General features: G+C 72.2%; 10 protein-coding genes and 1 pseudogene. 8 read left to right on the forward strand and 3 right to left on the reverse strand.

Annotated features, from left to right (window positions below):
* Positions 1-205: 205 nt before the first annotated feature.
* The 6 genes from QUY26_RS00705 to QUY26_RS00730 all read left to right on the forward strand — a co-directional run bounded on the left by QUY26_RS00705 (position 206) and on the right by QUY26_RS00730 (position 6,442).
* Entirely contained in the window at positions 206-1,285 is a 1,080-nt protein-coding gene (locus QUY26_RS00705; protein WP_289943134.1) for an NAD(P)H-dependent amine dehydrogenase family protein, read from the forward strand.
* Complete coding sequence (locus QUY26_RS00710) at positions 1,282-1,761, forward strand: carboxymuconolactone decarboxylase family protein (RefSeq protein WP_289943135.1); 480 nt, start codon at positions 1,282-1,284, stop codon at positions 1,759-1,761. Before QUY26_RS00705 ends, QUY26_RS00710 begins: the two co-directional genes overlap by 4 nt.
* Positions 1,762-1,965: 204 nt before the next feature.
* Positions 1,966-2,577 carry a hypothetical protein gene (locus tag QUY26_RS00715; RefSeq protein WP_436840239.1) on the forward strand — a complete coding sequence of 204 codons (612 nt, stop codon included), beginning with the start codon at positions 1,966-1,968 and terminating at the stop codon, positions 2,575-2,577.
* A 384-nt stretch (positions 2,578-2,961) separates the two neighbouring features.
* Positions 2,962-4,122, forward strand: a complete 1,161-nt coding sequence (locus QUY26_RS00720) for a serine hydrolase domain-containing protein (RefSeq protein ID WP_289943136.1) — start codon at positions 2,962-2,964, stop codon at positions 4,120-4,122.
* A 41-nt stretch (positions 4,123-4,163) separates the two neighbouring features.
* Complete coding sequence (locus tag QUY26_RS00725; protein ID WP_289943137.1) at positions 4,164-4,517, forward strand: hypothetical protein; 354 nt, start codon at positions 4,164-4,166, stop codon at positions 4,515-4,517.
* Between the two features lie 119 nt (positions 4,518-4,636).
* Positions 4,637-6,442 (forward strand): carbamoyltransferase family protein, encoded by a 1,806-nt coding sequence (locus tag QUY26_RS00730; protein ID WP_289943138.1) that lies wholly within the window; start codon positions 4,637-4,639, stop codon positions 6,440-6,442.
* Here QUY26_RS00730 and QUY26_RS00735 read toward each other — a convergent pair.
* From QUY26_RS00735 to QUY26_RS00745, 3 genes are all read right to left on the reverse strand, one after another.
* Positions 6,439-6,720, reverse strand: coding sequence for a peptidylprolyl isomerase (locus tag QUY26_RS00735; RefSeq protein WP_289943139.1), 282 nt, complete (start codon positions 6,718-6,720; stop codon positions 6,439-6,441). The genes QUY26_RS00730 and QUY26_RS00735 overlap by 4 nt on opposite strands.
* A 136-nt stretch (positions 6,721-6,856) precedes the next feature.
* Positions 6,857-7,924, reverse strand: coding sequence for a hypothetical protein (locus QUY26_RS00740; protein ID WP_289943140.1), 1,068 nt, complete (start codon positions 7,922-7,924; stop codon positions 6,857-6,859).
* Positions 7,925-8,065: 141 nt separating this feature from the next.
* Positions 8,066-9,631, reverse strand: a complete 1,566-nt coding sequence (locus QUY26_RS00745; RefSeq protein WP_289943141.1) for a glycerophosphodiester phosphodiesterase family protein — start codon at positions 9,629-9,631, stop codon at positions 8,066-8,068.
* A gap of 236 nt (positions 9,632-9,867) precedes the next feature.
* Between QUY26_RS00745 and QUY26_RS00750 the strand changes: the two are divergent.
* Both QUY26_RS00750 and QUY26_RS00755 read left to right on the forward strand, forming a co-directional pair.
* Positions 9,868-11,600: pseudogene (locus tag QUY26_RS00750) on the forward strand (ABC transporter ATP-binding protein).
* A 196-nt stretch (positions 11,601-11,796) separates the two neighbouring features.
* Positions 11,797-12,039, forward strand: coding sequence for an ATP-binding protein (locus QUY26_RS00755; protein WP_289943142.1), 243 nt, complete (start codon positions 11,797-11,799; stop codon positions 12,037-12,039).
* Positions 12,040-12,044: the final 5 nt, after the last annotated feature.

Raw genomic sequence — 12,044 nt, forward strand, 5'->3', positions numbered from 1 at the left:
CGAGGTGACCCCGCTCCGTCCGCACACCCTGTTCTCCTTCGGCAGGCTCCTGGACGAGCGGGTCCCAGACCTCCCTGGCTGAGCTTCCTCGGGACGCCGACTCCCGGCCCGCGCCGCCCTGCGGCCGCTCCCCGGCCCCGTCCTCCTTCACAAGGTGCGGTCACGGCCCTAGGAAGTGCGAGGCCCTGTCGTTACCCTCCGCCGCATGATTTCCACGGTGGTCTGGGGAACGGGCAATGTGGGACGCGCGGCCATCCGCGCCGTGGACGCCCATCCGGCGCTGGAATTGGCGGCCGTGGTGGTGCACGACCCCGCCAAGGTCGGCCGCGACGCCGGGGAGCTCGCCGGGCTTCCTCGCGGCCTCGGGGTCGCGGCCAGCGACGACGTGGACGCCGTGCTCGACGGCCGGCCGCGGGCCGTGGTGTACGCGGCGTCCGGTGACATCCGCCCGGACGAGGCCATGGCCGACGTCATCAGGGCGATCGGCGTCGGGGCGGTGGTCGTGACGCCGTCGTTGTACGCGTTCTACGACAAGGCGGGCGCCCCGCCCGAGCTGCGGGCCCCCGTCCTCGCCGCGATCGCGGCCGGGGGCGGCTCGCTGTTCGTCTCCGGCGTCGACCCGGGCTGGGCCAACGACGTGCTGCCGCTTCTGATCAGCGGGCTCGGCACCACCATGGACGTGATCCGCTGTCAGGAGATCTTCGACTACTCGACGTACGACCAGGAGGCCTCGGTCCGTGACCTGATCGGGATGGGGCACCCGATGGCGTACGAGCCGCTGATGCTCGCGGATTCGGTGCCGACCATGGTGTGGGGCGGGCAGATACGCCTGATGTGCCGTGCCCTCGGCGTCGAACTCGACGAGATCCGCGAGACGGTGGAGCGCCGCCCGCTGGAGGCGACGGTGACGACCCGGACCATGGGGCGGTTCGAGGCCGGCACCCAGGGCGCCGTGCGGTTCGAGGTGCAGGGCATCGTCGCCGGTGAACCCCGCGTCGTCATCGAGCACGTCACGCGCATCCACCCCTCCTGCGCCCCGGACTGGCCCACTCCCCCGGACGGCGACGGCGCGCACCGGGTCCTGATCGAGGGCCGCCCGCGCATCACGGTCACCGTCGAGGCCACCGACGAGGACGAGAACCGCTCCGCGGGCGGCAACGCCACCGCGGTGGGCCGGCTGGTGGGCGCCATCGACTGGCTCGCGGCGGCGGAGCCCGGCCTCTACGACGCCCTCGACGTCCCGCTGCGGCCCGCGGTGGGCACCCTGGGAAGGAAGCTGCCATGATCATCGACATTCCCGAAGGGCAGGAGCCGATCGGGTACGTGTGGGGCGACCTGGTCCCCGGCATCGGCGCGGCCGCCGCGCACTTCTCCCTCGCGGTGTACGAGCACAGCACGCTCGGGCTGCGCGAGTTCGAGGCGGCGCGGCTGCGGACCGCGCAGATCAACGGGTGTGTCTTCTGCCTCGACTGGCGCACCGAACGCGACGGGAAGAAGGTCGAGGACGGCTTCGCGGACGCGGTCACGCAGTGGCGCACGACCGACGCCTTCGACGACCGCACCCGGCTCGCCGCCGAGTACGCCGAGCGGTACGCCCTGGACCACCACGGTCTCGACGAGGCGTTCTGGGCGCGGATGAAGGCGCACTACAGCCAGGTGGAGATCGTGGAGCTGAGCATGAGCATCGGTTCGTGGCTCGCCTTCGGCAGGCTCAACCACGTCCTTGGCATCGACAGCGTGTGCGTCCTGCCCACGCGCTGACGCCCCGCACGCACCCGCCTGCGCACTCCCCCGACTCCCTTGCCCCGTAAGGCTGTTGCCGTTCGGTGACATGAGGGACAGAGCCGTGACATGCGCGGGGGCAACGGGTACGGGGGGCCGCGGGTCGTATGGAACGTAGGTCGCCGTGGGGCGGTCCTGTCGGCCCGAAGTGCCGGGTCGACGCTCCGACGTGGGGAGATGTCGATGATGAGTGTGCGTGTGAACGTGAAGCTGCTGGCGATGGCCGCCGTGGTGGCGGCCTCGGGCGTGGCGGTGGGGACCGCTCCGGCCTCGGCCGCCGACGGTACGCCCCGGTTCCTGTCCCCGTCCGAGCTGCCGCCGCACGCGTCGTCGGCCTGGCACGCGGGTCCTGTCACCGCCGGCCAGCCGGACCCGCTGCCGATGTGCGGGGGCGAGGTGCTGCCGTCGACGTCCGTGCACCGCGCCTACCGCACGGACCTGGACACCGGCGCCCTGCAGGTGACGGTGGTCGAGCGGGACGTGCGGCGCGCCAAGGCCCTGGCCGAGTTGCTGCGCAAGGACCTCGCGGGCTGCGCGAAGAAGGTGATGGCGCAGTATCCCGACGTCACGGCGGCGCAGAAGTACTACGGCAAGGTGAACGTCGAGGAGGGCGCGCACGTCTACGGCGTCCACACCGAGGCGAGTTGGGGTGCGTCCGACATCAACATGTACGCGGTCGGCCGGGACGGCAGGACGGTGACCCTCGTGCACTGGGGGCAGATGGGCGACTTCTCCGACGCCCCGGTGTCCGCCTTCAAGACCACGACGGCCACGGCGGTGAAGAAGCTGTACTGACGGCGGCACCGCACAGTGCCCTGGCCCGGTCCTCCGCGGGGCCGGGCCAGGGCGTCATGTCCGGATGAGTGATCTCAGAGAGATGCCGGCCGGGCTGGACACCGGGGCGCTGCTGGCCCTGTCCGACGGGCACCACGCCCGTACCGTCCGTACCTCGGCGGTCCGTGAGGCCGGTGGTCACGTCGTCAAGGTGTACGCCCTGGAGGCGCCGGGCCGTACGGTCGGCGTCCAGGAAGAGGCCACCGCGCTGCGGCTCGCCGGTGCCCATCCGGAACTGGGGCGCGCCCGCGGCTCGTTGGGGCTCGCGGGAAGAGTTCGGGTCCTTCTCAACCACTTCGTCGCCTTGTTCGGTCTTGTTACGGAGACGACAGTGAGGAGAACGGGATGGCATTACGCAAGAGGTCCAGGATCGGCGGGGTGGGTCTCGTGGTGGCCGCGGTGGCCGCCACCGCCTTCACCGCCCCCGCCCACGCGGCGCCGGACCCCGCCGCCGGGGCGTCCGGTCACGGGGCGACGCAGCGTGCGATGGACGCGGCCGTGCGGGCGGGCGTCCCCGGTGTCACGGCCCAGGCGCGGGACGGTCGCGGCGTGTGGAAGGCGGCGTCGGGCGTCGGCAACCTCAAGACGGGTGAGCCGCGCGGCAAGGACGACAGGTTCCGCGTCGGCAGCATCACCAAGACGTTCATGGCGACCGTGCTCCTCCAGATGGAGGCGGAGGGCAGACTCAGCCTCGACGACACCGTGGACAAGCACCTGCCCGGGCTGGTGCGCGGCAACGGCAACGACGGCCGCAGGATCAGCGTGCGGCAGCTCCTCAACCACACCAGCGGCCTGTTCGACTACCTCTCCGACAAGAAGTACAGCGAGACGTACTTGGAGGGCGACGGCTACCTCAAGAACCGCTACGCCACCCTGCCGCCGAGGAAGCACATCAGGATCGCCCTCTCCCACCGGCCGCTGTTCGAGCCCGGCGCCAAGCACTCGTACTCCAACACCAATTACGTCCTGGCCGGGCTGATCGTCGAGAAGGTCGGCAAGAGGACGTACGAGGCCGAGGTGCGCCACCGCATCATCGAGCCGCTCGGCCTGAAGGAGACCTCCAACCCGGGCAACAGCATCCATCTCCCCCGGCCGAGCAGCCGCGGCTACTCCAAGCTCTTCAAGGACCGGCCCGACCGGATCGACGACATCACCGAGATGAACGGCTCCCAGGGCTGGGGCGACGGCGACATCATCTCCTCCGCGGGCGACCTGACCCGGTTCTACCGCGCGCTGCTGCGCGGGAAGCTCCTTCCGCCGCGCCAGCTCAAGGCGATGAAGACCACCGTCAAGACCCCCGAGGGCCCCGACACGGGCTACGGACTCGGCCTGCAGCGGTTCGAGACGAAGTGCGGAGGGACCGTCTGGGGCCACGGCGGAGGCATGGTGGGCTGGCTCTCCCTGGCCGTCACCACCGAGGACGGCCGCCATCAGCTCGCGTTCAACTACAACGGGGACTGGGAGTCGGACTCCATCCTCCCGATCATGAATGCCGAGTACTGTTGATCATCACATGACCTCACCAGACCTCCGGGGCCCGCACTCTCATGGCGTACGTCTTCATCCTCTGCTGCTTCCTCCTGATGACAGGGGTCTCGCTGCTCGCCGCCCGCGTCGGGCGCCGGGGCGAGGTCGGCGACCGCGGGGTGGGCTACGACGTGCCGGAGGAGGTCAAGCGCGACCCCGAGCTGCGCGCCCGGGCCAACCACCTGGTCGCGCACTGGTGCACCGGCGCGGCGATCCTCAGTGTCGCCCCGCTGGTGCCGCTCGGCAGTGTCCTGCTGTCCGACGGCGACCGCGCGATCAGCACGACGGGCCTGCTGATCGTCGCGGCTTACGGTCTGGTCGTCGTGGCCGTCGCCGGGTACCCCTTCGAGAGGATCAAGCACCTGGCGCGCTGAGCATCCCGACCGGCCCCCGGCGCCACTGGTGCGCTCTCGCGCCACATCTGTCCCTCCTGCATACAGCCGAGTAGCGTGCCGTCCCGCCGCTGTTGTCGCGCTGTGGAGGCTGAGGACCAGTGATCGTGCTCGGTTACAACGGATTCACCAAGGGTGCGGAACTGTTCGGGCGGCTCTACGGGGCGACGGGGATCGACCGCAACCTCTTGGTGGGCCATGACGCCGCGGCGGCACTGGTGATCGACGGCGAGGTGGTCGCCGCGGTCGAGGAGGAGCGGCTGAGCCGGGTCAAGAAGACGGCCGACTTCCCGGAGCGGGCGATCCGGTGGTGTCTGGACTCCGCCGGGGTCGGCCTCGACGAGGTCGACATGTTCGCCTTCCCCTGGCGCTTCTCGCCGACGGTGGCCGAGGAGATGATCGCCCGCATATGTGCCGCCGACCTGTCGGTGGCGGCGAAGTTCGACTCCCTGCGCCGCACGGGCGAGCTGTACACGGACATGCTCAGCCGCGAGGCCGTGCACGGCGACTTCGTGCAGCGCACCGGCTACGAGCTCGACCCGAACAAGCTCGCCCTCGTCCCCCACCACCTGGCCCATCTGATGTGCGGCGCCTATCTGGCGGGCGGGGGCGACGCCGCGTTCCTGGTGAGCGACGGCCGCGCGGAGATGCTGTCCGCCGTGATGGGCGAGCTGCGCGACGGCGTGGTCCGCGTCTTCGACGAGAGCTCCGTGGAGATGACCAGCTCGCTCGGCGTGGCCTACGGCAGGATCACGCGCTATCTGGGGTTCGTGCCCAACAACGACGAGTACAAGGTGATGGGCCTGGCCGCCTACGGCCCGCCGCCGCTGCGCAATCCCCTGCTCGACCGCGTGGTGCGGCTGCACGAGAACGGCTCGTACACGATCGACGTCCCCCGGGACCGGCAGGCGTACTACGCGCTGTTCGACGACGTTTTCGACGGCGACAGCGTGAAGCGCGAGGAGTTCGACTTCCGCGTGAAGGTCGCAGGCCTCGCCCAGCACATGGTGGAGGCCGTCACCGCCCATCAGCTGCGGACGCTGACCGCGGCGTCCAGCCTGGACACGCTGCTGTTCGAGGGCGGTCTGGCGCTGAACTGCGTCGCCAACTCGAAGATGCTGGAGCGGTCGTCGTTCACGGGCATGGAGGTCAGCTTCGGGGCCAGCGACCCGGGCGTCGCCATCGGCGCGGCCGTGTACACGGCAGGTCTCAGGAACCGGCCCGCCGAGGCCGTCACCACGCCGTACCTGGGCCCGTCGTTCGACGAGCGGCAGATCCTCGACACGCTGGCGGCGTACGCGGACCGCGTCGAGTGGCAGGAGGAGGCCGACGTCGCCGCGGTCACCGAAAGGGCGGTGGAGCTGCTCGCAGAGAAGAACGTCGTGGGCTGGTTCCAGGGGCGTACCGAGTTCGGGCCGCGTGCCCTGGGCAGCCGCAGCATCCTCGCCAACCCGGCCTTCCCCGACATCAAGGACATCATCAACGTCCGGGTGAAGCACCGGGAGCCGTTCCGGCCGTTCGCGCCCGTCGTCCTGGAGTCGGAGGCCCCCCGGGTCTTCGAGATGGGCAAGAAGACCGCGTCCCCGTACATGACGTTCGTGTTCCCGGTGCGCGCGGAGTACCAGGAGCGCATCCCCGGCGCCTGCCATGTGGACGGCACGGCCCGGGTCCAGACGGTCGACGACCGGCAGAACCCCGTCCTCGCGGGGCTGCTGCGTGCCTTCACGGCCCGCACGGACGTGCCCTGTCTGCTCAACACGTCCTTCAACGTGGCCGGGGAGCCCATCGTCTGCTCACCGCGGGACGCGCTGGAGTGCTTCCTCGCCACGGAGATCGACTGTCTGGTCATCGACCGGTTCGTCGTGACGAAGAAGCACTCCTCGGACGGGCCTGTGGACAGGTCCTAGTCCTCGCGGCTGGTGACCTCGATGAGGTGCTGGCCGAACTGCGTCCGCACCGGGCCCTGGACCTCGCCGACGGGGGCGCTGAAGACGACCTGGTCGAACTCGGCGACCATCTGGCCCGGTCCGAACGTGCCGAGGTCGCCGCCGTTGCGGGACGAGGGGCACGAGGAGTGCTTCTTGGCGAGCTCGGCGAAGTCCGCGCCGCCCTCGATCTGCTCCTTCAGCTGCGTCGCCTCGGACTCGGTCTTGACCAGGATGTGGCGGGCGGTCGCACGGGGCATTGTGTTGCCTTTCGAGTGGTGATTCATGAAAACGAGCTACTGGGCATGCTACTGATCACGCCTGGGCCCGGCGCGTCGCCCCGGGAACGCGCCGCCTGACCGGGCACACCCCGGCCTCGCGCCCTCCTCGGCGCGGTCAGTCCCCGCCACCCCCGCCACCTCCGTCCCCGCCACCGCCGCCGTCCCCACCGCCGCCTCCGCCGTCGCCCCCGTCGCCGCCGTCCGAGCCCCAGCCGTCACCGCCGCCGGAGTCGTTGTCGTCACTGCCCCAGCCGAGGTTGCTGAACCAGGCGGAGTCCCACTCGACGACCACCGGCTCGCCGCTGTGGGCGTGGCGCGGCTTCTGGGCGCGGAAGCGGTAGGCGCCGGTGGTGTCGCCGAGGCCGAAGGCGACGGCGAAGGTGTGCGCCATGACGGCGTCGAGCGGGTCGGGCGTGTCGTGGTGTATCTCCGTGAGCGGCAGCAGGACCGTGTCCGGCACGGGGCGGCGGCGCCGCTCGGGCCGCCGGAGCAGGGCCACCCGGCGGCCGTCGCGCAGCAGCTCCGAGGAGAGCGCGTCCACGCGCCGCAACTCCCACGAGCCGTGCGGGCTCTGCGCGCCGACGAAGCTCCGGGACTTGCGCCAGACCTTGGTGAGCGTCAGCGGGACGGCGACCCCGCCCACGGTCAGGACGAGTCCGCGGCTCGGGGACCTGTCGGTGGTGACCAGGCCGTGCGGCGCCCTGATGCGGACCACGGGGGCGTACGGGCCCCAGACGTCCACCCGGATCAGGCGGCGGTCGACGACCACGGTCACCGGTCCGGCTGGCCCCGGAGCGAACCGCCGGGCCAGCCACAGCGGCACCTCCTCCGCATCGGCCTGCGTGGCAAGGGCCGCCACCCGCGCGGCGCCACCGCTCTCCCGCAGCGCCAACTCTCCCAGTCGGTGTGCGAACTCCGCGGCCCTGCGGACTTTGATCGGCCTGGTGGTGCCGGTGACGCGGGTGACGGGCACGACGCCCGGCCCCTCCGGCAGTTCCTCGAGCCCGCGTTCCGAGCCTGCGCCGCCCAGCCAGCGCCCGCGCCGGTAGGCGTCGGCCATGGCGACCAGGTGCAGTTCGCTCAGCGGCGTCGTGCGGTAGTTGGCCTTCAGCCCCTGCTCGGTCAACTCCACCAGCTGGGCGAAGGGGTTGCGGGACCGCTCGGCGTAGACCACCTGATTCACGCGTCTCCCCCGTCATTTCTCGGACGTCATGAAGAACGCATTTTCGCACGCCCTGTGTGTATGCCTCGCGACCTGCGTTTCACAGGTTCGTCCCAGGTCGCGAGCTACTCCGCCGCGCCCGCCGCATCCGCCGTCGGGCCTTCAGGTGCCGACCGGCTCCAGTTGGAGGTGGTCGAGGTTCCAGTTCTGGAACGCGGCCTCGTCGAGGGAGAGCCGCAGGGTGTGCCGTCCTTGCGTCAACTGCCGGGTCTGGCCGCTGTCCTGGAGCGCGAAGGCCTGGTGGGACGTCGTGCCGGCGACGGTCACGGGCGGGCCGGGGGCGTTGCCGTCGACGGCGACGCGGTAGGTCCCTGCGGGCGAGTACGGGGACGACACGCGAGCCTTGAGCGTGTAGCGGCCGGACTGCGGCACGTCCACTTCGTAGGCGAGCCACTCCGAGCCGCGCATCCAGCACACGGCCACGGCGCCGTCGAGGTCGCACACGTCGACGTCCTCGCCCGGACGGCCGGGCCCGTCGCCCCGGTTCCCGGCGTCGACGTCGTGGTAGCCCGTGCCCTCGCCGCCCGGGGCGTAGTCCTCCGCCTGGACCCGGACCGCGCCGGGCGGCACCGCGCCCGCCACCCCCGTGGCGAGGTAGGTCTCCAACTCCTCTACGTTGTCCGTCTGCAGGATCGACGCCCCGTGGACACCGATGAGCGTCGCCCAGCCGCGCGCGGGCGCGATCAGCGAGGCCTCGTCGGTGTACCGGGCGGCGAGGGCGTCCCGCATGCTGTTGATCCACACGCGGCCCGTCGACCGCAGCCCGCGCAGGAAGGCGGCATCGGCCACCGCGTCGCCCACGTCGTCGAAGACGACCTCGAACGCGGGCGGCCGGTCCGTCCCGAACTCCGTGACGGAGGCGGCGTTGGTGTCGTCGACGAGGTGCATGTAGAGCGCGTCGGGGTGGCGGGCACGGAACGCCCGCACCTCGGGCACGGGCGCCGCGGACTTGAAGAGGCCGTTGCGTACGGTGCCGGTCTCCACCAGGACGCGCCAGACGGCCTCGCGGTCCTTCCAGGCCTGGTCGAGGTTGACGAGCCCGCTGGTCCGTGCGGCCCGCATGGCCTCGGCGAGCGTCGGGACGCGGTGGGCGGTGAGCATCGCCTGAGGGCCGCCGAGGCCCTCGCGCAGGCGCAGGGCACGCAGTCGGGCATAGCTGAGGTCGGCGACGCGGCCGGTGCCGTCGGTGGTGCGGTCGACGGTCGCGTCGTGCATCAGGACGGGCACGCCGTCCTTGGTCAGCCGGATGTCCGCCTCGACGATCTCGGCGCCGTCGGCGAAGGCCGCGCGGAGCGCGGCGAGGCTGTTCTCGGGTGCCTTGCGCCACTGGCCGCGGTGGGCGGCGGTCATGACGGAGATGCCGGGACCGTGGTCGAGGAAGTCGCGATGGGCGCGGTCGGCGGGGGTGTCGGCGGGGGCGTGACGGTAGGTGTCCCGCGTGTCGGCGCCGGTGCGGGCACGGTGCTCCGCCGCGCTCGCGCCCGGGGTGGCGCCCAGTGCCGTCGCGCAGGCGGTGACGAGGGCGGCGATGGCGCGGCACCGGGTGGGTGCGGTGGCGCTCGGTGCGAGCGCCGACCCGGCCGGGCCGGGTCGGGCGCGGCCCGGGGCCGGAGGGGCACTGCCCGGGCGGGACCTGCCGACGCGGCGCAAGATCATGAGCGGAGGCATGGGTCAGAGCATCGGGCCGCGCCCGCCGTCCGTCCACGACCGCGCCCCGGCCTGTCGCCGGGGTCAGCCGCACGCACCCCCGGCAGGACCCCGCCGGGCGAGGGGGTGGGGGCCTGCCGCCTCCGAGGCACGCGGCAGGCGGCGGACCGCACACCCCACCGAAAGCACGTCGTCGAGCATCACAGCGTGTGCGGGGGTTCCAGCCACTTGGCGGGGGTCCAGCCGACGATCGCCGGATGGCCGACGGAAGGCACGGGCTTCCAGGCTGGTGGCATGACAGAGCGTGCGCAGGAGCTGGGGCCCCACGCTTGCCCTCGGCCGCAGGCCGGAGCAGGGAACGGTGGGAACGTCGGGCGCTGGTCGACCGGCTCTCGTCCGGTGGCACGCTCGCGACCGTGCTGCTGGCGCTGACCGTGCTGGTGCTGCTGAGCACGGTGGCCGAGGCGTTCGGCGCCTATGTGTTGGAGCGGACGGCCGAGTCGGTCGTGCTGGCCGCTCGCCGGGGCCTGATCGGCCCGCTGCTGCGGCTGCGGCTCTCGGCGGTGGACCGGATGCAGCCGGGCGATCTGATGTCGCGGGTGACCTCCGACACCACGCTGCTGCGGGCCGTCAGCACCCAGGCGGTGGTCAACGCCGCGACCGGGGCGCTCACGCTGATCGCGGCGGTGGTGGTGATGGCCTTCCTCGATGTCGTCCTGCTCGGCGTCACGCTCGGTGTCGTCGTGGTCGTCGGCGCGGGCGCCGCCCTGGTGATGCCGAGGATCGGGCAGGCCGCCGAGCGCTCCCAGGCCGCGGTCGGGGAGATGTCCACCGGCCTTGAGCGGGTCTTCGGCGCGTTCCGCACGGTGAAGGCGTCCGGCGCCGAGGAGCGGGAGATCGCCCGCGTCGAGGCGTCGGCCCGGCGGGCGTGGCGCCACGGCGTGCGCGGCGCGAAGTGGGAAGCACTGCTGGGAACCGCGGACAACCTCGCCGTCGAGTTGGCGTTCCTCGCGGTGCTCGCGGTCGGCGGGGCGCGGGTGGCGTCCGGGGACATCCCCGTCTCCACGCTGATCGCCTTTCTGCTGTACCTGTTCTTCCTGATGGAGCCGGTGTACAAGCTGGTCGAGGCCGCCTCCGCGTACCAGGAGGGCGCGGCCGCGATCTCCCGGATCAAGGAGGTGGACCGTCTGGCGGCCGAGCCGCCGGCCCCGTACGAGCCAGTGCGGACCGAGGTGCGTCCGGCGTCGGTCCGCTTCGAGGGCGTGTCCTTCCGCTACGGGCCCGGGCTGCCCGACATCCACCGCCGGGTGGACTTCGAGGTGCCGGGCGCCGGGATGACGGCCTTCGTCGGGCCTTCGGGTGCGGGCAAGTCGACGGTCTTCTCGCTCATCGAGCGGTTCTACGAGACGACCGGCGGGCGCGTCCTGATCGACGACCAGGACTACGACAGTGGCCGCTGTCCGAGCTGCGGTCCGTCATCGGGTACGTCGAGCAGGACGCACCGGTTCTGGCCGGCACGCTGCGGGAGAACCTGGTCTTCAGCGCGCCCGGCGCGACGGACGACGACATCCGCGCCGTCCTCGCCCGCACCAGGCTCGACACCCTCGTCGACCGTCTCCCGCACGGCCTGGACACCCTGGTCGGGCACCGCGGTTCGAAGCTGTCCGGCGGCGAACGCCAGCGCGTCGCGATCGCCCGCGCCCTGCTGCGCAGGCCCAGGCTGCTGCTCCTGGACGAGGCGACCTCACAGCTCGACTCGGTCAACGAGGCGGCGCTGCGGGACGTCATCGCCGAGACGGCCCGCGAGACCACCGTCCTGGTGGTGGCGCACCGCCTGTCCACGGTCACGGACGCGGACCGCATCGTCGTCATGGACGCCGGCACGGTCCGGGCGATCGGCACTCACGAGGAGCTGGTGCCGGAGGACGACCTGTACGCCCAGCTCGTCGCGACCCAGCTCCTGCTCCCCACCGGGCGCCCCGGCGGGTGAGCCGAGTCGCCACGGGCTGCCCCCCGCCGCATGGCGGGGGGCAGCCCCGCTGAGTGGCGGAGTGGCGCCGGACAGCCGTCGGGTACCGGCGCGCCGGACGGCGCGTGAGGCTGGAAAGCGCCGCGCGTCACCAGCCGGTTCGCTCCTGAACGCGCTGCCCGCCACCTCACCTGGAGTCCCCCTGCCCGTCCTCCTGGTGACCAACAGCGGTCCTGTCATCCCGCACGAGCGCGTCGAGGCGCGCTTCCAGCCCTTCCAGCGCTTCAAGACGCGCGCCGGGGCCCCCGGCGGCGACGGCCTCGGCATGTCCGTCGTCGCCGCCGTCGCCGAGGCCCACAGCGCGCCGGTGATCGCCCGGCCCGGTTCCGAGGGCGGCCTCGACACCACGGTGACGTTCGGCCCGCCAGCAGGGGCCCGGGAGCGGGCAGGCGCCGGGTGAAGGCG

Source organism: Streptomyces flavofungini (genome assembly GCF_030388665.1).
GTDB classification, from domain to species: Bacteria; Actinomycetota; Actinomycetes; order Streptomycetales; family Streptomycetaceae; genus Streptomyces; species Streptomyces flavofungini_A.